Source organism: Thiopseudomonas acetoxidans (genome assembly GCF_030362935.1).
GTDB classification, from domain to species: Bacteria; Pseudomonadota; Gammaproteobacteria; order Pseudomonadales; family Pseudomonadaceae; genus Thiopseudomonas; species Thiopseudomonas acetoxidans.
In genome coordinates this window covers 19,514-44,391 of the sequence record NZ_JAUCDY010000002.1, presented here as the reverse complement: position 1 = coordinate 44,391, position 24,878 = coordinate 19,514, and the positions used below count along the sequence as shown (strand labels likewise).

19 protein-coding genes are annotated in these 24,878 nt (G+C 47.7%); 11 read left to right on the top strand and 8 right to left on the bottom strand.

Going from position 1 to position 24,878, the window contains the following annotated elements; all coding sequences use genetic code 11:
* Positions 1-178 precede the first annotated feature (178 nt).
* Positions 179-1,279: an ABC transporter ATP-binding protein gene (locus tag QEZ41_RS02220; protein WP_289409752.1), complete on the bottom strand. Its 1,101-nt coding sequence runs from the start codon at positions 1,277-1,279 to the stop codon at positions 179-181.
* Positions 1,280-2,182 carry an ornithine carbamoyltransferase gene (gene argF / locus QEZ41_RS02215; RefSeq protein WP_289409750.1) on the bottom strand — a complete coding sequence of 301 codons (903 nt, stop codon included), beginning with the start codon at positions 2,180-2,182 and terminating at the stop codon, positions 1,280-1,282.
* 243 nt (positions 2,183-2,425) lie between these two features.
* On the opposite strand from argF, the gene grxD reads away from it, so the two are divergent.
* Together grxD and pyrF are read left to right on the top strand one after the other, a co-directional pair.
* Positions 2,426-2,752, top strand: coding sequence for a Grx4 family monothiol glutaredoxin (gene grxD / locus QEZ41_RS02210; protein ID WP_289409749.1), 327 nt, complete (start codon positions 2,426-2,428; stop codon positions 2,750-2,752).
* 90 nt (positions 2,753-2,842) lie between these two features.
* A complete protein-coding gene (pyrF, locus tag QEZ41_RS02205; RefSeq protein ID WP_289409748.1) occupies positions 2,843-3,529 on the top strand; it encodes an orotidine-5'-phosphate decarboxylase in 687 nt (228 codons plus the stop codon).
* A 49-nt stretch (positions 3,530-3,578) separates the two neighbouring features.
* Here the strand turns inward: pyrF and QEZ41_RS02200 are convergent, their stop codons facing one another.
* Entirely contained in the window at positions 3,579-4,658 is a 1,080-nt protein-coding gene (locus tag QEZ41_RS02200; protein ID WP_289409747.1) for an LOG family protein, read from the bottom strand.
* A gap of 11 nt (positions 4,659-4,669) precedes the next feature.
* Positions 4,670-6,094, bottom strand: a complete 1,425-nt coding sequence (locus QEZ41_RS02195; RefSeq protein WP_289409746.1) for an MBL fold metallo-hydrolase RNA specificity domain-containing protein — start codon at positions 6,092-6,094, stop codon at positions 4,670-4,672.
* 83 nt (positions 6,095-6,177) lie between these two features.
* Between QEZ41_RS02195 and QEZ41_RS02190 the strand changes: the two genes are divergently transcribed.
* Genes QEZ41_RS02190 through QEZ41_RS02180 form a run of 3 tightly spaced genes read left to right on the top strand, consistent with a single transcriptional unit; the run spans position 6,178 to position 12,682 of the window.
* On the top strand, positions 6,178-8,958 hold the full coding sequence (locus QEZ41_RS02190; RefSeq protein WP_289409745.1) for an EAL domain-containing protein: 2,781 nt from the start codon (positions 6,178-6,180) through the stop codon (positions 8,956-8,958).
* 26 nt (positions 8,959-8,984) lie between these two features.
* On the top strand, positions 8,985-9,965 hold the full coding sequence (locus QEZ41_RS02185; protein ID WP_289409744.1) for an ABC transporter substrate-binding protein: 981 nt from the start codon (positions 8,985-8,987) through the stop codon (positions 9,963-9,965).
* Positions 9,962-12,682, top strand: coding sequence for an EAL domain-containing protein (locus tag QEZ41_RS02180; protein WP_289409743.1), 2,721 nt, complete (start codon positions 9,962-9,964; stop codon positions 12,680-12,682). The genes QEZ41_RS02185 and QEZ41_RS02180 overlap by 4 nt, the downstream gene beginning before the upstream one ends.
* Here the strand turns inward: QEZ41_RS02180 and QEZ41_RS02175 are convergent.
* Genes QEZ41_RS02175 through QEZ41_RS02165 form a run of 3 tightly spaced genes read right to left on the bottom strand, consistent with a single transcriptional unit; the run spans position 12,674 to position 16,805 of the window.
* Entirely contained in the window at positions 12,674-15,238 is a 2,565-nt protein-coding gene (locus tag QEZ41_RS02175; RefSeq protein WP_289409742.1) for an EAL domain-containing protein, read from the bottom strand. The genes QEZ41_RS02180 and QEZ41_RS02175 overlap by 9 nt on opposite strands.
* Entirely contained in the window at positions 15,235-16,248 is a 1,014-nt protein-coding gene (locus tag QEZ41_RS02170) for a cytochrome-c peroxidase (RefSeq protein ID WP_289409740.1), read from the bottom strand. The genes QEZ41_RS02175 and QEZ41_RS02170 overlap by 4 nt, the downstream gene beginning before the upstream one ends.
* 44 nt (positions 16,249-16,292) lie before the next feature.
* On the bottom strand, positions 16,293-16,805 hold the full coding sequence (locus QEZ41_RS02165; RefSeq protein WP_289409739.1) for a tetratricopeptide repeat protein: 513 nt from the start codon (positions 16,803-16,805) through the stop codon (positions 16,293-16,295).
* Positions 16,806-16,818: 13 nt separating this feature from the next.
* Here QEZ41_RS02165 and QEZ41_RS02160 point away from each other — a divergent pair, with 13 nt between their 5' ends.
* Positions 16,819-17,112, top strand: a complete 294-nt coding sequence (locus QEZ41_RS02160) for a DUF1883 domain-containing protein (protein WP_289409738.1) — start codon at positions 16,819-16,821, stop codon at positions 17,110-17,112.
* Here QEZ41_RS02160 and QEZ41_RS02155 read toward each other — a convergent pair.
* A complete protein-coding gene (locus QEZ41_RS02155) occupies positions 17,109-18,035 on the bottom strand; it encodes a ZIP family metal transporter (protein ID WP_289409737.1) in 927 nt (308 codons plus the stop codon). The two genes, QEZ41_RS02160 and QEZ41_RS02155, sit on opposite strands and share 4 nt — an antisense overlap.
* Before the next feature lie 471 nt (positions 18,036-18,506).
* On the opposite strand from QEZ41_RS02155, the gene QEZ41_RS02150 reads away from it, so the two are divergent.
* From QEZ41_RS02150 to QEZ41_RS02130, 5 genes are read left to right on the top strand one after another with little or no spacing between them, the layout of a single operon-like run.
* Positions 18,507-20,273 (top strand): class I SAM-dependent DNA methyltransferase, encoded by a 1,767-nt coding sequence (locus QEZ41_RS02150; protein ID WP_289409736.1) that lies wholly within the window; start codon positions 18,507-18,509, stop codon positions 20,271-20,273.
* Positions 20,263-21,654, top strand: coding sequence for an RNA-binding domain-containing protein (locus QEZ41_RS02145; protein ID WP_289409735.1), 1,392 nt, complete (start codon positions 20,263-20,265; stop codon positions 21,652-21,654). Before QEZ41_RS02150 ends, QEZ41_RS02145 begins: the two co-directional genes overlap by 11 nt.
* The gene (locus QEZ41_RS02140) at positions 21,651-21,809 is read left to right on the top strand and encodes a hypothetical protein (RefSeq protein WP_289409734.1); all 159 of its coding nucleotides are present in this window, start codon (positions 21,651-21,653) and stop codon (positions 21,807-21,809) included. Before QEZ41_RS02145 ends, QEZ41_RS02140 begins: the two co-directional genes overlap by 4 nt.
* On the top strand, positions 21,799-23,280 hold the full coding sequence (locus QEZ41_RS02135) for a restriction endonuclease subunit S (protein WP_289409733.1): 1,482 nt from the start codon (positions 21,799-21,801) through the stop codon (positions 23,278-23,280). Before QEZ41_RS02140 ends, QEZ41_RS02135 begins: the two co-directional genes overlap by 11 nt.
* On the top strand, positions 23,267-24,874 hold the full coding sequence (locus QEZ41_RS02130; protein WP_289409732.1) for an RNA/DNA-binding domain-containing protein: 1,608 nt from the start codon (positions 23,267-23,269) through the stop codon (positions 24,872-24,874). The genes QEZ41_RS02135 and QEZ41_RS02130 overlap by 14 nt, the downstream gene beginning before the upstream one ends.
* Positions 24,875-24,878: the final 4 nt, after the last annotated feature.

The following is a 24,878-nucleotide window of genomic DNA, read 5'->3' as shown; positions in this document are numbered from 1 at the left end:
TATAATTTATTGTGAGTATTGTTTGGGTGTATCGGCCAGCGTAACGAAATATTTAACGATTATGGTTATGGTAGGCATGATACTTTCGTTTTAAGTCATAAGCTTAGCGCACAGCCTTAATAATGGTTGTTATGTTGCAAAACAGGCAGCATTAGCGGCGTTTAGGTTGTTGCGCACGTTATAGCGCAGAGGTTTTCTTAATGCTGCTGTGCGCGGCCACCGTACTGGGTGCGACAAAAGCAACCAAATGGTCAGCGGCTACCTCTATACCTACCATTTCATCGATCACATGGTCAATATGGCTGGTAAATAAAGCTTCTAAATGGCTGCCTGTGGGGAGCTCAAGCCGGTAGAGGGTAGAGGCACCTAAAAACGTTTTGCCAATCACCCGGGCTTTCAGTGGGCTGTGTGGTGAGTCGATAATGTCGTCAGGGCGTAGCAGTACATCGACTGCACTGCCTGGCGACCAAGGGTAGGCTCTATTACCGCTAATCACGCCGAGTTCAGTTTGTACACTGTCATGGGTGAGCATATGCCCACGAATAAAATAACCTTGACCTATAAAGCTTGCGACAAAGGGGCTGTATGGCTCGTGGTAGAGGTTGAAGGGTGAGTCCCATTGCTCTAAGTTACCTTGATTAAACACGCCGATTAAGTCGCTCATGGCAAAGGCTTCTTCTTGGTCGTGGGTCACCATAATAGCGCTGGTACCGCGCAGCTTGAGGATGTCGCGTACTTCTTGGCTTAAACGTCGGCGCAGTTCTGTATCTAGGTTGGAGAAAGGCTCATCAAGTAATAGGAGCTGTGGTTCGGGAGCCAAAGCACGAGCAAGAGCGACACGCTGCTGTTGTCCACCAGAGAGCTCGTGCGGATAGCGCTTGCTTAGATGGCCAAGATTAACTAAGTCGAGCATTTCTGCGGTTATTTTGTTAACGCAGGGGTGGTTGCGAATACCAAAGGCAACGTTCTGCTCTACGCTAAGGTGCGGGAACAGGGCGTAGTCTTGGAACACCATACCGATACGTCGTTTCTCTGGGGCTAACGTAAAGCCTTTGCGCGATATAATCGTGCCGGCCAGTTTTATCGAGCCAGCTGCGGCAGGCTCAAAACCGGCAATGGCTCTTAGGGTGGTCGTTTTACCGCACCCAGAAGGGCCGAGCAAGCAGCCAATATCACCTTGATTTAGATGCATATTGAGCGCTTTAACCACAACTTGGTTGTTATAGCCGCAACTGAGGCTGTCTATTTCAAGAAGGGCGCTTGCTGTTTGACTGTTCATTTATACAACCAAAAATTCAAGCAACGCTTTTTGTGCATGCAATCGATTTTCAGCTTGCTGCCAAACCACTGAGCGTGGGTCGTCCAAGAGTGTTTCACTGATTTCTTCACCGCGATGTGCAGGTAAGCAGTGCATGAACACGACATCGCTGGCAGCCATATCTAGGAGTTTTTCTGTTACTTGGTAAGTTGCGAAGGCTGCTTTACGGATTTTGGCTTCTTCTTCTTGCCCCATGGAGGCCCACACATCGGTACTTATCAAGTGTGCACCTGCGGCTGCTTGCTCCGGGTTGTGCATAACCTGAACACGATCGCCGGCCTGAGCTAGGAGTTGTGCGTCAGGCTCGTAGCCTTCAGGGCAGGCTACGTTTAATTTAAAATCAAACTGAATGGCGGCTTCAATGTATGAGTTACACATATTGTTGCCATCGCCAATCCAAGCCACGGTTTTGCCTTGAATGTCGCCGCGCAGCTCATGGAAACATTGCATATCAGCCAGTAATTGACAGGGGTGCAAATCATCGGAAAGCGCGTTAATAACTGGAACAGCTGAATGCCGGGCAAACTCTTCTAAGCCAGCATGAGCATAGGTGCGGATCATAATGACATCTAGCATGCTGGACATGACCTTGGCTGAGTCGCTTAGAGGTTCACCGCGCCCAAGCTGAGTATCATTGGGGGAGAGAAAAATAGCATTGCCACCCAACTGGCACATGCCGGCTTCAAAAGAAATGCGTGTGCGTGTCGAGGATTTTTCAAAAATCATACCCAGCACACAGCCTTTGAGGCTTTCATGGGCAATTCGCTGCTGGCGAAGCTTTTTTAATTCTATAGCGCGTTGGATAATTTGCTGAAGCTCTGCGGGGGTACAGTCAAATAAGGATAAAAAATGTCGTGCGCTCATAGAGAACCTTTTCATGTTAATAGCAAGCTGTCCTTGGTTAGCTTGCGTGTGGAATAAAGGTGAGATTTTATAAGCGAATGACAGGGTTGTGCAAATGCTGTGCGACTTGATACAAATCATGCGCAGTGAGCTGAGTTGTTCGCGAATAAACTTTCTGCAGGATATAGTTGAGTATGGTGGTCAACTTTAAGTAGAATACCTAATAAATTTCGTTTTCTGATTTTACTGATTTAGAGGTGCATTGTGGATATTATCGAAACCATCAAAGAACAAATTGCTAATAACACTGTATTACTTTACATGAAGGGTTCGCCTAACGCGCCACAGTGTGGCTTTTCACAACGTGCTTCGCAAGCATTAATGGCTTGTGGTGAGAAGTTTGCGTTTGTTGATATTTTACAAAACCCAGATATACGCGCCAACTTGCCCGCGTATGCAAATTGGCCAACTTTCCCGCAGCTGTGGGTTGCTGGTGAGCTGGTCGGCGGTTGCGATATCATTACTGAAATGCATGATAGCGGTGAGTTAGCTGAGCTCGTGAAAGCGGCGGTAGCCAAGGCTGCTGAATAACTTACCCAGCAGCAAAGCAATCAATAAACTTAACGGCACTGACGCGAGAGCGCAGTGCTCGTTTTTTGTGTAGCGTAATAGAGAGAATTAATGAAAAGCCCAATTATTGTTGCATTAGACTTTCCAAGCATGGAGCAAGCGCTTACGATGGCGCGGCAGCTTGACCCTAAGCAGTGTCGAGTAAAGGTGGGTAAAGAGTTATTTACCCGTAGCGGACCTGTTGTGGTGGAGTCTTTGCAACGGTTGGGCTTTGAGGTTTTCCTCGATTTAAAGTTTCACGATATTCCTAACACTACAGCCATGGCAGTTAAAGCAGCCGCAGAGCTGGGCGTGTGGATGGTTAACGTGCACTGTTCCGGTGGCTTGAAAATGATGGCGGCGTGCCGCGAGCAGTTGGAACAACACGCAGGCGCTAAACCGTTGCTGATCGGCGTGACTGTGTTGACCAGTATGGAACAGCAGGATTTAGCAGGTATTGGCTTGGATGTGCCCCCACAAGAACAGGTGTTGCGCTTGGCGGGCTTGGCTGAGCAGGCTGGCTTGGACGGTTTGGTGTGCTCCGCGCAAGAAGCGCAATCGCTTAAACAGCAGTGGTCGGCCGGTCAGTTAATCACGCCGGGCATTCGACCCGCTGGCAGCGCGCAAGATGATCAAAAACGAATCTTAACTCCTGCACAGGCTATGCAGGCGGGATCTGATTATTTGGTAATTGGTCGTCCGATTACGCAGGCGGCCGATCCGCAGCATGTTTTAGCGTCAATACTGGATACACTATAAAACGCTCAAGCAACTGACCCGCTATTAACCTAGCGGGCCAGTTTCACAGTCAGGCGTTTTGCTGCCAGTTTTCGGGCTGATTAATAAAGTTAACTAGTTGACGCAGGCGACCAAAATCGCGCGCATTAAAGACGAATTCTAAACGATACAGCTTGCAGAACTCCGGCTCTTTGTGAGTTTGTTCGCAGTAGGGTACCTGTTCAATTTTTCCTGTTTTGCATAGGCCGGCAAACTCTTGATTGAGATGTTCAATTGCGGCAGTTGTTAGCTTGTGGTGCATGCGAATGACAAAGCGACCGCTTAACCAGCGAGTAGAATGGTAGTTGCTATAGAATTTAGCGATTTCACGTCCTGCTTCTTCTGGCGTATAGACCAAGTGCAGCAATTCGAGATCTTCAGCTGAGATATAGCCGTGGTCGACCATCTCTGTTTGCATAAATTCCAGGGTTTTACTCCAGTAGGTGCCGCCTTCTTGCTCAAGTAATACAACGGGAACCAGCGGGCTTTTGCCGGTCTGAATCAGAGTAAGCACTTCCCATGCTTCATCCAGTGTCCCAAACCCACCGGGGCAGAGAACCAATGCATCTGCTTCTTTCACGAAAAAAAGTTTGCGCAAAAAGAAGAAATGGAATGTCAGTAAGTTGCCGCTGTCTTTAACGGTATCGTTAGCGCCTTGCTCAAAAGGTAAAACAATATTCAGCCCCAGACTATTATCTTTTCCCGCGCCTTCGTGAGCTGCAGCCATAATGCCGCCACCAGCGCCAGTAATAACCATGAGGTTATGCTGAGCAATGATTTTGCCCAGCTCTACGGCTTGCTTGTACAGGGGGTGCTCTGGTGAGGTACGTGCCGAACCAAAAACAGTCACCTTGCGGCGCCGCTTAAAGCGCTCCAAGAGGGTGAATGATGCTTCCAGCTCTTTTAGAGTTTGCATCATGATTTTGGCATCCCAGCGACTGCGATCGCTCTCTGCCATGCGCGCTACCGTGAGCATCATTTCACGATACAGCTCAATATTGGGGCTGTTGGGTGGTACTGCAGCGGAGATCAGCTCATTAACTTTTTCGCCAATATTTACATCACTAACTAAATATTGGCGCTCCATAAATTCTTCTGTTTCGTACGACATAATTACTCCTGTTAAATGGCAATACGATCGCCAAGCTCGGGAATGCCTGCATCCCAGCCTAGCTCTTGTTTAATTTTGGCTTGCAAGACGTGCATTTTGTCAGTCTCACCATGAATTAAATAAAGTTCGGGTGAGTTGTCGAAGTGGCGAATCCAGTCAAGCAGCTGTGACTGCCCAGCGTGGGCAGAGAAGCCACCCAGTGTGTGTACCTGTGCGCGAACGGCGATATCGTCACGTAAGACTTTTACACTGTCTACACCGTCAACAATGGCGCGTCCGGTTGTGCCGCGCGCTTGGAAACCGGTAAACACCAAGTGACATTCAGGACGCCATAGGTTGTGCTTAAAGTGGTGCACGATGCGCCCGCCGTTACACATACCGCTACCCGCGACAATTATAGCGCCACTCTTTGTATGGTTGATGTCCATAGAGTCTTCGGGGCGTGGGGTTTGCTTAATAATGGGTAGCCAATCTTCAAGACTTTCGATGTTGTGTTCTTTAAGCATAGCCAGGTTTTCTTTGTCGAACTTATCATGATGACGAAAGTAAACGGCATTAGCGCGTATCGCCATAGGACTATCCAGATAAACCACATGCTGGGGCAGACGGCCTTCGCGATAGAAGCGTCCTAGGTGAAATAAAATATCCTGAGTACGGCCTACAGAAAAAGCAGGAATCATTACGTTGCCGCCTTCTTTGTGGGCTTTTTGCAAAATAGCCGCAAACTCATCAAGAGTGTCTTCGGTACAGCGGTGGTTACGATCGCCGTAGGTGGACTCTAATAAGAGTACGTCTGCTTGCTTTACTGCTTCGGGCGTACGCATTAAAGGCGTGCAGGTGTTACCCAGATCCCCAGAAAAAACTAAGCGGCGTGTGCTGTTATTGGGTTCATGGAACGTTAGTTCAACAATGGCAGAACCGATAATATGACCGGCATCATAATATTTAAGCTCTACGCCTTTTAATATTTCCACGCTAGTGTGGTAATCAATGGCTTTGCGTTGTTTAAGTGCGCGCTCTGCATCGGCAGTGACATAAAGAGGCGCGATAGGGCGCTTGCCTTTGCGTGCACGCCAGCGGTTTTCCCATTCTGTATCCTTTTCTTGGATATGTGCAGCGTCGAGCAGCATAATTTCCAGTAACTCACTGGTGGCATCAGTGACGTAAATAGGACCGCGATAACCTTCGGCTACTAAGCGTGGCAACATGCCACTATGATCAATGTGGGCGTGTGAAATAACCACAGCGTCTATGTGTTCTGGATTGAAGCGAAAGGATGAGTTAGTGGCTTGGCCGTTATCGCCATTGCTATTGTTGTTATCATTGCCTTGCTGCATTCCGCACTCGAGCAGGATTTTTTGCTTGTCATGGGTTTCGATAAGGTAGCAAGAACCGGTGACTTGCTGTGTTGCACCAAGAAAAGTGAGTAACGCCATAGGGCTTTCCTTTTATTTAAAATTAATAGTCGAGCTTATGTGACACTATAATAACCTGAAGCCAGCCTGTGATTGGAAGTTATATGATTTGCAGTCAAAATCGAGAAGTTTTTAAAGCCTTGTTACCCCGTACTCATATCAGTGTTACGCGCCATATTAAGCGGGTGCTTGCGGGTTGCATTATAGTTTTAAGTGGCTTGCTAACAGCCGCTGCGGCTGCAAAGGAAAAAACGCAATTGGATTTTGCTGTACTAGCGTTTGTCGATAAGCACGTCACTGTGCAACGCTGGCAGCCCATCATTGATGAAGTAAACACCCGTTTGCTTGATATAGAGTTGCGGGTGCGGGCGCTTAACCTTGAAGAAATGTACGCAGCGGTGCAGCAACAGGATGTCGATTTCGCTCTGCTTAACTCGGCGCTGTATATCGAGCTGGCGCAGCAGCAAAGGTTATCGAGTCCTTTAGCTACGATGGTGAGTTATTACAATACAGTGCCATTGCCGAGTTTTGGCGGAGTAATACTGGTGCGCGATGAGCCGCAGGGCATTACTCAGTTAGAACAGCTTAAAGGCCGCACAGTGGCAACGCCAGGTTACGGCTCATTGGGTGGTTATTTAGCCCAAATCTACGAGCTTCGGCAGCATGGAATAGAGCCTAACAGCTTTAACAGCATAGTCACCAAAATGCCTCACTATAACGCTATCAATGCTGTTTTGCAGGGCAAAGCAGATGCCGCTTTTGTGCGCACAGGTGTTTTAGAGGAATTGCTGCAGCAGGGTGCTATTGCTGAGGGTGAGCTTAGGGTGCTTAATGCGCAGCGTGTGGAGAATTTCCCGCAAGCGTTATCTACACAGCTCTACCCGGAATGGCCGCTTACGGCTCATGCGCAGGTTAAAGCAGATGATGCCGCGCAGGTAGCCGCTGCTTTTTTAGCGATAAAATACGAAGACTCAGTGTTCAAACAGGCCAATGTATTTGGTTTTAGTATTCCAGCAGACTATGAGCCTGTTCGCGACATTATGCGTCAACTAAAAGTTAAGCCTTACCATTTAGACGCAGCCATCACATGGCAGCAAACCTGGGAAAAATACAAGACACTGATTCTGCTGATCGCCATCTGTGTCGGCATCATTGTTGGACTGAGCATTGTGCTGCTGATTTATAACCGGCGTTTGTCAAACACTTTAATGCTGGTGCGTAAAAACGAAGAATCACAACGTTTAGCAGCAGTGGCTTTTGAAACCCAAGAAGCTATTTTGATTACCGACGCACATGAAAAGATTTTGCGCGTCAATAAGGCGTTTGAGCGTATATCTGGTTATAGCAGTGATGAGGTTGTGGGTAAAACACCGCGTATCTTTAAATCAGAACAACATGACAAGCAGTTCTACCAGCGCATGTGGTATGAGATTCAGACAGAGGATGGTTGGCACGGTGAAATTTGGAATAGAAAGAAAAATGGAGCTATTTACCCTATTCAGCAGATGATTACTGCAGTCAAGGATGAGCAGGGAAGGGTTGTTAATTATTTGGCTACATTTGCCGACATCACAGCTCGTAAACAGGCCGAAGAGCGCATTCATCAGCTGGCATTTTACGATCCACTAACGGGCTTGGCTAATCGCCGCTTGTTAGAGGAACACATCAGGCAAGCGATGCACAGCAGCGAACGTACCAAGTCCTACTGTGCATTAATGTTTATTGATTTGGACCATTTTAAGCAGCTTAATGATACCTATGGCTACCCTGTAGGCGATGAATTGCTTAAGCAGGTGGCCAAACGGATTCGTAATTGCGTGCACGCCAGTGATAGCGTGGCTCGTCAAGCCGGTGATGATTTTATTGTCCTATTGCAAAAAATTGGTGGCAGCCAAGACGAAGCCGTTACCAGGGTGCAGCACATAGCAGAAAAAATTTTAGAGGCCATTGCGCAGCCTTATCAGTTGTTTGAGCACAAGTATGTGATTACCGCCAGTGTGGGGGTTAATCTGTTTCAGGCGTTTAATGACAGCGTCGAGGAGCTGCTAAAACGCTCCGATATGGCGATGTATCAAGCCAAGGCCGAGGGGCGGCATACGATTCGGTTTTTTGATTTGGCTATGCAGGAAGTGGCTAATAAGCGCGTGCAGATTGAAACAGAGTTGCGTCGTGCCTTAGATGAAGAGCATTTTGTTCTTTTCTACCAGCCAAAAGTAAATTACCAAGGCAAGTTGCAAGGTTATGAAGCTTTATTGCGTTGGCAACATCCAGAAAAGGGTTTGATTTCGCCTATGGACTTTATTCCTGTGGCGGAAGAGACTGGCTTAATTGTTCCTATTGGCCAGTGGGTTATTCAAGAAGCCTGTAAAACTTTGGCAAAATGGCAGTCACAGGCCGACCGCAAAGGCTTTATCTTGGCGATTAACATCAGTGCACGGCAGTTTAAACATAAAGAGTTTGTGGCTGACCTAACCGCTGCTATCGACAAGTTTCAGGTACGGTGTGAGGCGCTGGAGTTAGAACTGACAGAAAGTTTATTGCTAGAAAACATCGAAGACGCCATTGGCACCATGACTGTGCTGAAAAAACTGGGTATTAGGTTTTCATTAGATGATTTCGGAACAGGCTACTCTTCTTTAAATTACTTAAAAGATTTACCACTTGATAGTTTAAAAATTGATCAGTCCTTTGTGCGCGACATGCTAAGCAATTCCGATGATGCGGCCATTGTCGAGACAGTAATAACTTTGGCTAAGAGTTTGCGCTTAAGTGTTATTGCTGAGGGTGTGGAAGAGGCGCAGCAGGCAGATTTTTTACATGAGCTGGGTTGTGATTTGCTACAGGGTTATTTTTTTGGTCGACCTAGCTTAATTCACTTTGATTGAACAAAACGTGGCAACTGTAAAAATTTATGGGCAATAAGTTTTCTTTTAATCGTCGAGTTTTTTTACAAGCCGCAGGCATGCTGGCTTTAATGCCGTGGCTATCGAGTTGCGTTAAGTCAGCACCTCTGAAAATTTCTGGGCACAAGTGGCCAGGCTATGAGATTTTGTTTATGGCCCGCGATTTGGGTTGGCTGGAAGAGTTGAATGTAACCCTTGTTGATGCGCCCAATGCGAGCTCGTGCAGTGACGCCTTACGCGCAGGCCAAGTGCAAGGAGCTATGCTGACGTTGGATGAGGCAATCTTGCTCTGTAGTGAGGGCATGGATTTAAAGATTATTCTGCTGTTTGATATTTCTATTGGTGCCGATATGGTTTTGCTGCGTCCAGAGCTAACCGATGTACAACAGCTGCGAGGCAAAACGCTAGGCTATGAAAATACTGCCGCCGGTGAGCTAATGCTGCATGAGTTTTTGCAATATTACCAACTGGAAAAATCAGAGCTGAAGCTGGTTAATCTGACGCTCGATAAACATGAGCGTGCTTGGCAGGAGCAGCAATTGGATGCTTTGATTACCGTGGAGCCGGTGGCTAATAAAATTGTTAAAGCCGGGGCTAACATTGCCTTTGGTAGTCGACAGGTTCCCGATATGATTTTTAATGTGTTAGTGGTTACCCAGCACACCATGGACCGCTATCAGAATACGTTAGAGCAAATGCTGCGCGTATATTTTCGTGCGCTACACCATTTTCGTACTAATCCGATGGATGCAAGTCACCGCATTGCTAAGCGTCTGGACATGAAAGCCGAGGATATTTTGCAGTTGTATTATGGCCTTTTACTGCCGGATGCTTTAGCCAACTATGCTTATTTGTCGGAGCAAGATATACGCCTAACAAGCGCAACGCAAAAATTAGTTTCTCTTATGCAGCAGATGGATATCATCGGTGACGATTTTCGGGTCGACGCCAAGTTCACTAACCAGTTCATTCCGCGGGAACTGCTATGAAATGGCTAGCACGATTGATTAGCTATGTTTTGCTGTGTATTAGCCTGCTCTTTTCAGTACAGTCACAGGCCAATTTAGCAAAAAAAAATCTGACCATCGGTATTCTAGCCTTTGAGCCTAAGCACCTGATTAAAGCAAACTGGCAACCGATTATTGAACATGTTAACCAGTATTTAACCCATGTGAGCTTGCAGGTTGAGCCCTATTATTATGATGAGCTCTACAGCGCGGTTGCGCGGCGTGAGGTTGATTTTGTTCTGACTAACTCAGCCTATTACATTGAGCTTGCCCACTCGCAAGGCTTATCTAGCCCTTTAGCCAGTTTAATAACATCGTATAAAAACACGCCCTTACGTGGTTTTGGTGGAGTGATATTTACGCAAGCCGAACGTACCAATATTCAGGGTTTAAGCGACCTTAAAGGCAAGCGCATTGCCACGCCTAAACTAGGCTCAGTGGGCGGCTATATGATGCAGGCTTATGAGATGCTGCAGGCAGGGGTTGAGCTTGATTCCTACAAGGTGATTGAAACAGGGCTGCCCCACGAAAAAACAGTCTGGGCGGTTTTGCAGGGCGAGGCAGAGGCGGGCTTTGTGCGCACGGGCGTGTTGGAGTCCATGCTCGAGCGTGGGCTTATCCAAGCCGATGCAATACGTATTATCAATCAGCAAGAACTCACAGACTTCCCGTTGGCGCTTTCAACGCGGCTCTATCCAGAATGGCCATTGGCAGCGATGGCGCATGTTAATACCGCCCATGCTGGCCAAGTTGTCGGTGTATTTTTAACTTTAGACCACAACACCAGTATATTGCGTGAGGCTAATGTATATGGCTTTAGCGTGCCAGCAGACTACGAACCTATACGCGAGCTAATGCGCACCTTAAAGGCGAAGCCTTACAATATTGAGGCAGCTATTACTTGGCGAGATATTTGGCGCACGCATCGCGAAGAGTCCATCTTAGCGATGACAGCCATACTGGTTATCCTTGCTTTGAGCCTACTGTTGGTGGCATACACACGGCGATTGTCTAAAACGCTGGAGCAGTTAAAGGATAACGAGGAGGATTTGCGTATTTCGGCAGTTGCTTTTGATACCTTGGAAGCCATTTTCATTACTGATTTAAATGAGCGTATTATCCGTGTGAACAACGCCTTTAAACAGCTCACTGGGTACGACGACAAGGAAGTGTTGGGGCAAACACCGCGCATACTTAGTTCTGGTATGCATGATGCTGATTTTTATCGCCAAATTTGGCGCGAAATTAAAACATTCGGCGGCTGGACGGGTGAGCTGTGGAATAAACGCAAAAGCGGCGAGCGTTTCCCCGTGCAGCAGGCGATAACCGCAGTTAAGGATGTGCGTGGCCAGACTACGCACTACCTATCTACCTTTAGTGATATTACGGTCAGAAAACTCTCAGAAGAGCAGATTCATCAGTTAGCATTTTATGATCCTCTGACTGGCTTAGCGAACCGACGTCTGCTCGAAGATCATATTGTGCAAGCATTCTCTTCGAGCGCACGCAATAAGAGCTATTGCGCCTTGTTGTTTATTGATTTGGACCATTTCAAACATCTTAATGACACCATGGGGCATAAGCAGGGTGATGAGCTATTGAAAGTGGTCGCTCAGCGTTTAAAGGAGAGTGTGCGTGACGGTGACACGGTGGCTCGTCAGGGCGGTGATGAATTTATTATTTTGCTAGAGGATCTGGGTGAGTTTAAGCATGATGCGGCGATCAGCGCCCAAACGATATCAGAAAAAATATTGACGGCAATTAGTCAACCCTATTTGCTCACTGACACACAATACATACTGACAGCCAGTATTGGTATCAACCTGTTTATTGACCACCACGAGACGGTAGAAGAGCTAATGAAGCGCTCAGATTTAGCCATGTATCAAGCTAAAGCAGAAGGGCGTGATGCGATTCGTTTTTTTGACCCGAGCATGCAAGAGGCAGCGGCACGTCGCAGCGAAATTGAAGCGGATTTACGGCAAGCCATTGAACTTGAGCAGTTTGAGCTTTACTACCAGCCCAAAGTTAATCGCGACGGCAGCCTGAATGGTTATGAAGCTTTATTGCGTTGGCACCATCCGGTCAAAGGCATGATTCCACCCTTGGAGTTTATTCCCGTCGCTGAGGAAACAGGCCTAATAGTACCGATTGGGCAGTGGGTGTTTATGCAGGCGTGCCACACTATCAAGCAATGGCAGCAGGACAGCAGCAAGCAGCAGCTTATTTTGGCAATTAATATTAGTGCCAGACAGTTTCGCCAGAAAAGCTTTGTAGCTGAATTCATTAAGGGCTATATGGAGTTTGGTTTTCCGGCGCATTTGTTGGAGCTGGAATTAACTGAGAGTCTGCTGATGGATGATGTCAGTGCAACAGTGGGAAAAATGAAAGAGCTGAATCAGGCAGGTTTTTTGTTTGCGTTGGATGATTTTGGGACTGGGTTTTCATCCTTGAGTTATCTGAAAAACCTGCCACTAAACTGCTTGAAAATAGATCAGTCATTTGTCCACGACATGCTCGAAGACCCAGAAGACGCAGCTATTGTTGAAACCATTATTACTCTGGCCAAAACCCTTAAGCTTAAAGTCATAGCAGAAGGGGTTGAGACACAAGAGCAGGCTATTGCATTAAGAGAGCTGGGTTGCGATCTGATGCAAGGCTACTATTTTGGCAAGCCAGCACCGCTCCCGCTAGCCTAACTTGAGCTGCTTGGCGAAGTCTGCTGCGGGCAAGGGCTTGCTGTAGAGAAAACCCTGTGAAATATCGCAGCCGTGTTCGACCAAGTAACGGGCTTGTACTTCGGTTTCCACTCCTTCTGCGATCACCTGTAAACCCAACTCATGCGCCATGGCAATAATGGCCGAGGCAAGACGAATTGGTTCACTATTTTCGTTGATCTGTGAGATAAAGCTACGGTCGATTTTTAGAGCGTGCACCGGAAACTGGTGAAGATAGCTAAGTGACGAATACCCAGTGCCGAAGTCATCGATTGAAACCTCAATTCCCATGTCTTTTAACTGATGCAAGGTGCTGGCTGCGTGCGACGCATTACCCATCAGCATGGATTCGGTGAGTTCAAGCTCTATCAGCTGTGTAGGGATAGCAAACTCAGCCAAAATGTCAGCCAATAGTTGTGGCAGCGCCTGCTGCACAAACTGATGGGCTGAGATGTTTACAGCGATAGGTAAAACCTGCAAACCCTCATCTATCCAGCTTCTGAGTTGCGCGCAGACCGTGCGTATGGCCCATTCGCCCATCGCATTAATCAAGCCACTTTCTTCCGCTAGCGGGATAAAGATTTGCGGAGAAATGAGTCCATGGGTTTTATGATTCCAGCGCATTAGCGCTTCCGCGCCTACCAACTCACCCGTGCGTGAATCTACTTTCGCTTGGTAGTGCAGTAGCAATTCGCCACGCTCTAATGCCGTAAATAGATCGTTTTCCAGCAGCAGCTCACCAATACTGGTCGTGCTGATTTCGGCAGAAAAATAACAAAACGTATTACGGCCAATTTCTTTAGCACGGTACATGGCTAAGTCTGCTTTACGTAACAGCTCTGTGGCGTTGTCGCCATCCTCTGGATACACCGCAATTCCAGCACTGCCGCTCACAGTTAATTCATGACCGGCAAGCAGATAAGGCTGGCATAGGGTGTTGAGTAACTCGTCACAAATGCGTCCTGCTTCTTGACGACTGCTCAGTCCTGTTAACACGGCAACGAACTCATCACCCCCTTGGCGGCTGAAGGTGTCTGTCTCTCTCAGGACGCTTAAGCCGCGATGTGCAACCTGTATCAGCAAGTCATCGCCAACAGAATGACCTAGGGTGTCGTTGATGTTTTTAAAGCGGTCCAAATCAATAAAGATAACCGCGGTTTTCAAATGGCTTGAGGGTGAGGTTTGAATCCCGTGCTGGATACGTTCTGAGAGCAATAAACGGTTGGGCAAGCCAGTAAGCGCATCATGGTGGGCAAGGTGATGAATGCGTGCTTCGCTCTGTTTGCGTTCAGTGATATCCGTAAACACGCCTAAATAGTGGCTAGGCAGGTGGTTTTGGTCGGTAATGGCAGTGATAGACAGCCATTCAGGAAAAATAGAGCCGTCTTTACGGGCGTTCCAAATTTCTCCTTTCCACTGTCCTTGGCTGTTGAGCGTGTTCCACATGTTTTGGTAAAAAACGTCGTTTTGTCGACCTGAGTTCAAAATCCTAGGCGTTTTACCGATAACTTCCTCTTTGCTGTAGCCAGTTATTTGGCAGAAAGCAGGGTTTACAGCGATAATTTTTGTCGTCGCATCGGTAATAGTCATGCCTTCGCTGGCATTGGTAAACATCGTTGCGTAGAGGCGCAATTCTTCTTCCGCACGGCGTTGCGCTTGAAAGCGGTTTTCTAAATCAAGGTGCGCGATAATCAGCGAACGACGATCACGTCCTATGCGAAACAGCGCGTACAGCGCATATCCGACCAGCAGCAATGAAAGCGCATAGAGTAAGGTTTGGTAGTAGGTGGCTTCAGTCAGCGCTTTACGGTAGGTTGCCAGATAGAGTTGAGATGCATCTTCCAGTTGCGCCATGCTGTCTGAGCGAGTAATGCTATTAACCAGCTTCAGCGCTTTAGGCGTGCTATTTAATACGATTTCAGCATGCTGTAGGGCTGTTGCAAGCGGCTGAGTGTTGTGCCGTAGGGTTAGCGTCTTAATTTGCTCGGTTAAGTACTGGTGTTCTTGTGTGTTTTTCTGGCGTGTTAGGGTGTAACTAATCAATCGGCGAACAAAGTCTTTGAAATCACGCTGTTCTGTTGGTGACAGCTGCGCAAGACTGGCGTCTGCAGCGATTGGCAAATATAGGCTTGAGTTGCGCACAACGGCGTGAATACGCTGAAAACGATCGACATTTAGCGCTTTTTGCTGATGAATGTCACCCAGCTTGATAAGTGCATTGGCGATGGTTTTTCGATCTGTAGGCTCTACCCAGCGCGGAATATTACGCAGTTCAAGCAGCGTTTTATCAATTTGAGCCAGATAAAAACGCTGGCTATCGTAGTTTTCAATCAGCCCAGCAAAACTAGCAACGACCCCCGAGTTTAACTGCTCATCAAATAGCTGTAACTCACGCAGTTTACGGGTGTAATTTACGTGTGAACCGGGCACTACGTCAGCAGAACGAAAGTACAGCCAAGTTAGCAGGGCAGTTAAAGTTAGAACCAGTATCAACTTCCATGCGGGTTTGTCGCGAAAGCTTTTACCCTCGGGAGTCATGGTGTTGCTCCTATTTCGGGTATTTTACCGCTCAAACTTTGCAGAAACGCAACGATGGATTGTAAGTCTTCGGTGGGGATATCACGGCCTAACTGATAGCGCGCCATAATTGCTACTGCTGCCTCAAGAGTTTGTGCAGAGCCATCGTGCAGGTAGGGTGCTGTTAGGGCTACATTACGCAAACTAGGTACTTTAAATACATGCTTGTCTTCTTCGCGGCCTGTGACGTTATAGCGACCCAGATCGGCGCTTGTTATTTCACGACCGGCAAAATAATCTTCGATAATGCCGAGTTTTTGTAACGTGTTGCCGCCCAATAGCATGCCTTGGTGACAGCTGGTGCAGCCGTAATCGTGAAAATTTTGGAAACCCAGAACCTGCTCAGCAGTTAATGCCGACTTATCGCCGCGCAAATAATGATCAAAAGGCGCATCAAGCGTGACCAGCGATTGCTCAAAGGTGGCTATGGCATTAATAAGGTTGTTGACCGTGAGGCCGTCTTGATACGCAGCGTTAAATTCGGCCACCAGAACATTATCACTGCTGAGGCGCTGAATAATCTCTTGCCACGAAGAATTCATTTCTACGGGGTTGTGGATGGGGCCTTCTATCTGCTCAGTAAGTGTGGGCGCGCGGGCGTCCCAAAATTGAGCAAAATGGAGTCCGCTATTAAATACAGTCGGTGCATTAATGTCACCCAGTGCACCATTGACTCCAATAGATACCGCCATGCCATCGGCTCCGCCGAGATCAAAACGGTGGCATGATGCGCAGGAAATCGTGTTGTTGCTTGACAGGCGGGTATCAAAAAATAGGCGCTTGCCCAGTGCTACAGCCTTGCTGGAAAGCCCTGTAACAGGTTCTAAAGGCCGAACGATGGGAAAGCGTTCATCTTCGACAAAATGGATGGTTTGCTCAGTGGAGATTTGCTCTCCACTGTCCATGCGAGAGAACCAAGAAACCCCAAGAATAGTAGCGGCTACCAAAAAAAATACGAGTGCCTTTTTCATTCGACTTGCTGCCGCCTACCCTAAATTTGTTGCTGGCGAAATAATTATTGAGCTAACTGCTGATAAGCTGAGCAGGCAATACTGTACCCAGCTTTGCAACTCGCTTGGAAAAATTCCATGGCTTTTATGGTGCTTTTTGTCACAGCCTGTCCGTTGGCATACATAGAGCCAAGTGCATAATTGGCTTGTGGATTGTTTTGTTGTGCTGATTTTTCATACCACTGTTTGGCTTGTGCAAAATCTTGTTTAACCCCCGTTCCGGAAAAATAGAACTCGCCCAGCATCCACTGCGCTTCGGCGTTATTTTGTTGCGTGGCTGCTTGGAGTAGAATATCCATATCCATGCTTTGCGAAGCAAGACTGTGAACAGAAATACCGGTAAAGACAACAAATACCATTTTTTTAAACATAATGAGCTCCCTTGCTATTATTTCTGCGGAGAGCCTACCAAAAGCGTGTAAAATCAGCCAGCTACACAACTTGATGTCCTTGTAATCTGTGTGTGTATTGTGAGAGTGCACACAATTTTTAGCTTTAAAGGGGTTTGCTAATCCCAAAGGTGCCTTATAAATGAAGTTTGTCCATCAGCGAGAAGAGTTGAGCGAAGGGGATTTAGTAGTAATCCAGTGCTCGCAAATGTGCAACATCCGTTTAATGAATGATGCGGATTTTCGTCGTTATAAAAATGGGGCGCGGCATAGCTACCATGGCGGAGCTTTTGACCGTTTCCCGGCTAAAATTGCGGTTCCGCGCGATGGTGCGTGGAACATCACTATTGATGTGGTAACGCGTAAAGCGATCAGCGTCACGCGCAAAGCTGATTTTGATTACAAGATAAAAATTGTACGGCGCAGTAAAGCTTAGCCGAGTGCAGTATCCAAAAACATCATCACCATAAAACCTCCCACAAGGCCTAGGGTGGCCATGGTTTGGTGTCCGTTGCGGTGAGTTTCAGGGATGACTTCGTGGGAAACCACAAAAATCATAGCGCCTGCTGCAATGCCCATGCCCAGTGGATAGGCCAGGGCAATACTGCTGGCCATGCTAAAGCCCAGAATAGCGCCTAAGGGTTCAAGCAAACCGGTTGCAGCAGCAATAAGAACAGATTTGAATCGGCTTAATCCGCTGGCGCGCAACGCAAGCGCTACCGCAAAGCCTTCTGGCACATCCTGCAAAGCAATCGCCGTAGTTAATGGCATGCCTACCGATAAGTCGCCCTGTGCAAACGAGACGCCGATGGCCATACCTTCCGGAATATTGTGCAAAGCAATGGCAAAGACAAATAACCAAATACCATTGATGCGCTGGCATTCTGGACCGCATGGACCCGTGCTTTCGTGTTCATGGGGAGTAAAATAATCCAAGCCGTGCATCAGTACAGCACCTAAGCCAAGGCCTACAGCGACAACGAGCGCTGCTAAAACAGTGCTATTGAGCAGGCTTTCGGCAGCCTCAATGCCGGGCAAAATCAGTGAGAATGAACTAGCTGCCAGCATCATCCCGGCGGCAAAGCCCAGCAATGCATCCTGCACTCTTTGTTTTACTTTTCCGAGAAATAAAATCAGCATAGAACCCGCAGCTGTTGCAGCAAATCCTGCCAATCCACCGTAATTAGCGAGACGAAAGTGCTCAGAGTTACCGTAAAGTAAAGAGTGCGTTGTGCTGATAGCCAGCAGGATTAACAAGCCAAATAGCACACCAATAAAAGCTATAGTTAACACGGGTTTGGCGCGAGCCTGTATACGCCAAGCGGCAATAAGTTCTTTGTACGCAGCCTCTGGTGCCATGGTGACTCCTTTTTGATAACAACTAATATGTAGACAAGTATAAAGCTTAACTGCTCATCACAGGTACAGAGTGTCGAATTGCTTAAGCAAGCGCTGAATAATTACCTGCGTTGTAAGGGAGTTGTTAAAAACGGCTCAAAATGCTCATTTGCTGTGTGTAAACTGCACTTTTTCGTACGTTTTTAACGCGGTGGTAGCTACGCAGGTAGGTTTATAACGCCTGGAGTATGATTGAAATTGCCCCTTCTGCACCTGTCCAAAATAGTTAACCCTTATGCGCAAGCCTTAGCGTAATTTGCTATGGTTTGCTCCAGTCGGTGGCTAATCAATCGACTTTCTTGACAGTGGTTTTTAGCGTTTAGTCACAGCGACACAGTTTGTCGCTCGCATCATTACCCTATAATGAATTTATAGTGCTTTTGGCGGCATTGCAGCCCAGAGCAGAACAACATATTTGAGTACGAGGCAACAATGAACAACACGGAACAGCAGTTTCTTAAATCACTGGATGACAAGCTTTGGAAAGCTGCAGATAAGCTGCGCGCTAACCTCGATGCTGCTAACTACAAGCATGTTGTGCTTGGTTTGATCTTCCTGAAGTATGTGTCGGATGCCTTTGAAGAACGCCAAGAACAGTTGCTTGAGCTGTTTCAAACCAATCACGACGACAATATTTACTACTTGCCTCGTGAAGACTTTGCTAGCGACGCTGACTACCAGCAAGCGCTGCAAGACGAGTTGGAACAGCTGGATTACTACCGCGAAGCCAACGTGTTTTGGGTGCCGAAAGCGGCGCGTTGGAACACCTTAAAAGAAAAGGTCGTACTGCCGGTGGGTACGGTGCTATGGCAAGACGAAGCCGGTAACGATGTAAAGCTGCGTTCGGTGTCGTGGTTGGTCGATAACGCCTTAGAGGCAATCGAAAACAGCAACGCCAAGCTCAAAGGCATTCTCAACCGTATCAGCCAGTACCAGTTAGATAACGACAAACTGATTGGTCTGATCAACACCTTCTCCGACACCTCCTTTACCAAGCCCATGTATGAAGGCGAAGTGCTGGAGCTGCAAAGCAAAGATATTCTCGGTCATGTTTATGAATACTTCCTTGGTGAGTTTGCTCTAGCCGAAGGCAAGCAAGGCGGCCAGTATTACACGCCAAAAAGTATCGTGACGCTGATTGTGGAAATGCTCGAACCCTATTCCGGCCGCGTGTATGACCCTGCCATGGGTTCTGGCGGATTCTTTGTGTCGAGCAGCAAGTTCATTGAGCAGCACGCGCAAGAGCAGCAGTACGATGCCGCCGAGCAGAAAAAGCATATCTCTGTGTACGGTCAGGAATCCAACCCGACCACCTGGAAGCTGGCGGCGATGAACATGGCCATTCGTGGCATCGACTTTAACTTCGGCAAAAAGAACGCCGACACCTTCCTTGATGACCAGCACCCTGATTTGCGCGCTGACTTTGTTATGGCTAACCCGCCGTTCAATATCAAAGATTGGTGGAGTGAGTCGCTGGCGGAAGACGTGCGCTGGCAATACGGCACGCCGCCGAAAGGCAACGCTAACTTTGCTTGGATTCAGCACATGCTGCATCACCTTGCGCCCACCGGCAGCATGGCCTTGCTGCTGGCCAACGGCTCCATGAGCTCCAACACCAACAACGAAGGCGAAATCCGCAAGCGGTTGATTGAAGAAGACCTGGTCGAGTGCATGGTTGCTTTGCCGGGGCAATTGTTTACCAACACGCAGATTCCCGCCTGCATCTGGTTTTTAACCAAAGACAAAGCCAACGGACTGGTGCGCAACGAGAAAAAGCGTGACCGCCGTGGTGAGCTGCTGTTTATTGATGCGCGCCAACTAGGTTACATGCGTGACCGTGTGCTGCGTGATTTCACCGCTGAAGATATCGCTAAAATTGCTGACACCTTTCATGCGTGGCAACGGGCAGGAGCCCCAGTGTCGCGTAGGCCAGGGATTGCCGAGAGCGACCTAAGAGGCAACGGCTACGAGGACGTGGCGGGTTTCTGCTATTCCGCCAGCCTGGAAGATATTAAAAAGCATGATTTTGTCCTGACGCCGGGGCGTTATGTTGGCGCGGAAGAGCACGAAGATGATGGCGAACCCTTTGCCGAGAAAATGGCGCGTTTGACCGAACAACTGCGGGAGCAGTTTGCGGAGGGTGCGCGGTTGGAGGCGGAGATTAAGCGCAATCTTGGGGGGCTGGGGTATGAACTTTAACAGTGCTCTTTGGCAAGAAATACAACAGGGCGAAAGCAAAACACTAGAGTTCAAACAGCAACTCCCTAAAGGCGAACAGCTAGTCAAAACGCTGATTGCTTTTGCCAACACCAGCGGCGGCAAATTAATCGTTGGCGTTGCGGATGATCGCCAAATTACAGGCATTCAAACCGATGAGTTTGAACTAATGGATCAAATAGCCTCTATCGTGCATGAAAATTGTTTGCCCACGTTACTGCCCAGTATTTATCTAGAAACCTTAAACAATAAAACCCTAGTAATTGTGCAGGTACATCGAGGCAGCCAACTGCCTTGCTACTTAAAATCTAAGGGACGCGAGCAGGGCACCTATGTGCGTATTGGTGCCAGTAATCGCCCAGCCAGTTTGGACATGATTCATGAGCTAGAACGCCAACGCTTAAACCAAAGTTTTGATGAGCAAATCGCTTGGGATTTTAAGCTAACCGAAATTGATATAACGCCACTAGAAAAAGCTTTTCAGCAGCGTGGCAAAGAATTAAATGAACAGCGGCTACACAACTTAAAGCTGATAAAAACAGAACACGGCATAACCCACCCAACCCACGGCTTAATTATACTGCTGGGTTTATATGAGCATGTAGAAATAAAATGCAGCCGTTTTAAAGGCACAGACATGACAGTGTTTCTGGATAAAAAAGAATATACAGGCAATCTTTTTTATCAGCTTGAGCAAACCGAACTATTTATAAAAAACCACCTACATTTAAAAGCGGAGATTCTTGGCCTGCAACGCACCGAAACCTATGAAATCCCTATGGCTGCTATTCGTGAAGCCTTGGTCAATGCCCTTGTTCACCGCGACTACAGTAACTTTGGCCGTGATATTAAGGTCGGCATTTATGATGATGCGCTGAATATTGTCTCCCCAGGCGGTTTGCCGCACGGCATAACATTAAACGAAGCCCTGCAAGGCCGTTCTGAAATTCGCAATAAAGTACTAGCGCGCGTGTTTAAGGCTCTAGGGTATATAGAGCAGTGGGGCAGCGGCATTGCCCGTATTCAGCAGCTATGCCAAGCAGCCGATTGTCAGCTACCTGTTTTTAAAGAAACCGGTGATTTTTTTGATATTGAATTTATACGCGATGTACAACCAAGCGCTGTATCTGAGGGGGATCAAACAGGTGGTCAAATAGGTGGTCAGATAGGTGGTCAGATAACCGAGAGCCAGCGTAGTGTCCTGCTACTTATTCAAAACAAGCCACAGATTTCACGCCAAGAGCTAGCCAAGGCGCTTCAAATAAATCCCTCAGCCGTGCAGAAGCACATAGAAAACCTGAAAGCGCAGGGTGTTATCGAACGCATCGGCGGCACACGGGGTTATTGGCAGGTAAAAATATGAAGCAGCAGAGTTTATGGCTTATGCAGCCATTACCAGAACAGTTTGCCGAGAAAATGACACGCTTGACTGAGCAGTTGCGTGAACAGTTTGCTGAGAGTGCGCGGTTGGAAGCAGAGATTAAGCGTAATCTTGGAGGGCTTGGGTATGAGTTCTAAATGGACAAAAGCTACTATTGCCGATGTATTAGAACTGGTGATTGATCATCGAGGTAAAACTCCAAAAAAACTTGGATTTGATGACTTTCATTGCTCCGGCTACCAAGTCCTTTCAGCTAAACACGTTAAAACAAGTGGACTGACTAGTTTAGACTCAATCAGGTATGCGAACGAGTCTATGTATAATAAATGGATGAAAGTACCCCTTCAAAAAGGAGACGTAATTCTGACCTCGGAGGCTCCTATGGGGGAAACATACTATATAGATGGGTCTGTACAGTATCTTTTAGGGCAACGAGTGTTTGGCCTCCGTCCTAAACAGGAGCTAATAGAACCCTTGTATTTGTTATCGTGGTTATCATCACAGGTGGGGCAATCTAAGCTTAAAGAGAGAGCTACAGGTTCAACTGTTCAAGGTATAAAGCAGTCAGAACTATTAAAAGTTGAAATTGAGCTGCCTCCTTTGTTTGTTCAAAGAGCTATTGCAGCAAATCAGTCTAGTATTTCAGAAAAAATCCAACTGAACTCTAAAATCAATCAAACCCTCGAACAGATGGCCCAAGCCATCTTCAAAAGCTGGTTTGTCGATTTCGACCCAGTAAAAGCCAAGATTGCTGCACTGGAAGCGGGCGGCAGCGAAGATGATGCACTGCTCGCCGCCATGCAAGCCATCGCTAGCAGCTCTTTATTTGCCAGCGACGCAGCTGACGCCGACGCAGCCACCCAACTCGCCCGCCTACAAGCCGAACACCCCGAGCAATACGCCACCCTCCGCGCCACCGCCGAACTGTTCCCCGCCGCCATGCAAGACAGCGAGCTAGGAGAAATACCGGCGGGATGGAAAGTCTTGCCATTGTCAGAAATGGTGGAGCTTATCGGCGGTGGGACACCAAAAAGATCAGAGCCTGCCTATTGGAATGGTGATATTTGCTGGTTTTCCGTTAAAGATGCACCTAATGACGGTAATGTTTTCGTTATTGATACCGTTGAAAAAATAACTGACGCCGGACTAAAAGGTAGTTCGACAAAGTTACTGCCTCTTGGAACTACTATTATCACTGCCAGAGGAACTGTTGGAAAGCTGGCATTAACAGGTGTAGTTACGGCCATGAATCAGTCTTGCTACGGGGTTATAGGTATTGATGGCACAGGGCCGTATTTAAACTATTTGCAAATGCAAGAGGCTGTAGAAACACTACAAAGAAATACCCATGGAGCGGTTTTCGATACAATTACTCAGGCTACATTTGGCACGGTTTTTCAATCTCAAGCCTGTATTTCTCTCAGAACTAATTTTGAAAATTTAGTCGCTCCAGCTTTTGAGATGATTAAGAATAACCTTCAGCAAATTAAAGCTTTGAGTGAGCTCCGCGACACCCTGCTCCCTAAGCTCCTTTCCGGCGAGCTTTCTATATCTGCTGCTACAGATCAAATAACCAAAGCCGAGGAAGCCGTGAATGTTCAAAGTTAGCTCGCTCGATGACTTTAACCTGCTGCGCGAGACGTCCTCGATCGAGTTTAAGCTTGCCGGCGGGCGTGATGGTAAAGGTGAGTTACCCCATGATTTCTGGCCAACCTATAGCGCTATGGCCAACACCGATGGCGGGGTCGTTGTGCTGGGCGTGCGTGAACGCAAAGGCCGGTTTGAACTGGAAGGTATTGCCAATATAGAAAAACTTAAGGCCGAGCTGTTTAACAACTTAAAAAACACGCAAAAAATCAGCGCCAACCTGCTGAATAACGAGCTGGTCTACGAGCAAGAGCTGGATGGAAAAACGCTACTTGTTATTGAAATTCCGCGAGCACCAAGGCAATTAAAGCCCGTTCATTTAACCCGCAATCCCTTGGGTAACAGTTATTACCGCCTAAACGAAGGCGATTATGTGTTGAGCGACGAGCATGCGCACCCCTGGAATGACCAAAGCGACGCAGAGTTTTTGCGTTTGATCGGTGGCTGGCGCAAAGATGAAACCCCAGTGCATGATGCCCTGCGCGAGGCTTTGGCGAATGTTTTAGTGCACGCAGATTATTCAGAGCGTGCGTCTGTCCTTGTTATCAAGCAGGCAGATAAATTCCGCTTCCGTAATCCGGGTTTAATGCGGGTGCCGGTTGCCATCGCGATACAGGGCGGCGAGCCAGATTGCCGCAATCGTACGCTGCACAAGATGTTTCGTCTGGTCGGTGTGGGTGAGCAGGCAGGTTCAGGTATACCGATTATTCTGAAAGGCTGGAAATCACAGCACTGGAGCCCGCCTAACCTTTATGAGCTAAGAGAGCCGTACGATCAGACAGTTCTTGAACTACGCATGGTAGATTTATTTCCCAGCGATGTGATGGATGCCTTGCATGCACACTTTGGCGCTAAGTTTGAAGCGCTGGACAGCAGTATGCGCTTGATACTGGCCTTGGCAAGCTTAGAGGAAACAGTCAGCCATGCCCGCTTGATAACCGCCTTGTCTGCGCACCCCGTTGAGATTACCCGCATGCTACAACAGCTGTGCCGATCAGAGATGCTGGTGCCAGAAGGAAGCGGAAAAGGCACCGTCTACTTTTTACCTTGGCAGACATTACCCACCGCAGAGCAAGTGTTTGGGCCAAACCTGCGAAGCAGCTCCTCAGTTTTGAGTGATAGCTCCTCAGTTTTGAGTAGCAGCTCCTCAGTTTTAAGCGACAGCTCCTCAGTTTTGGAGCAGGAGCGCGATGAACATGGTTATTTACATAGCGAGCAATTGCCATTGCCGGTGGTTGATGATTTAAGCGCTTTGTCGTCTGAACTACGGCAGTCTTTAGAGAAGTTAGCTGTTGAGCCCCGCAGCAAGAAAAAAATGGATCGCGAAGCGTTTCAAAAAGTAGTGCTCGATGTTTGTGCGGGACATTATTTAACATTGCAGGCCTTAGCTGAGCTGCTCAATCGCCAACCGGCATCATTACGTAATGGCTATTTAACACCTATGGTGCGCGATAAAAAATTAGCCTTAGCTTTTCCAACCACACCCACTCATGAGCGACAGGCTTACTGCTTAGCTGAGTCTTTGCAGAGCCCAGAACAAGATGATGAGTTATAAGGGA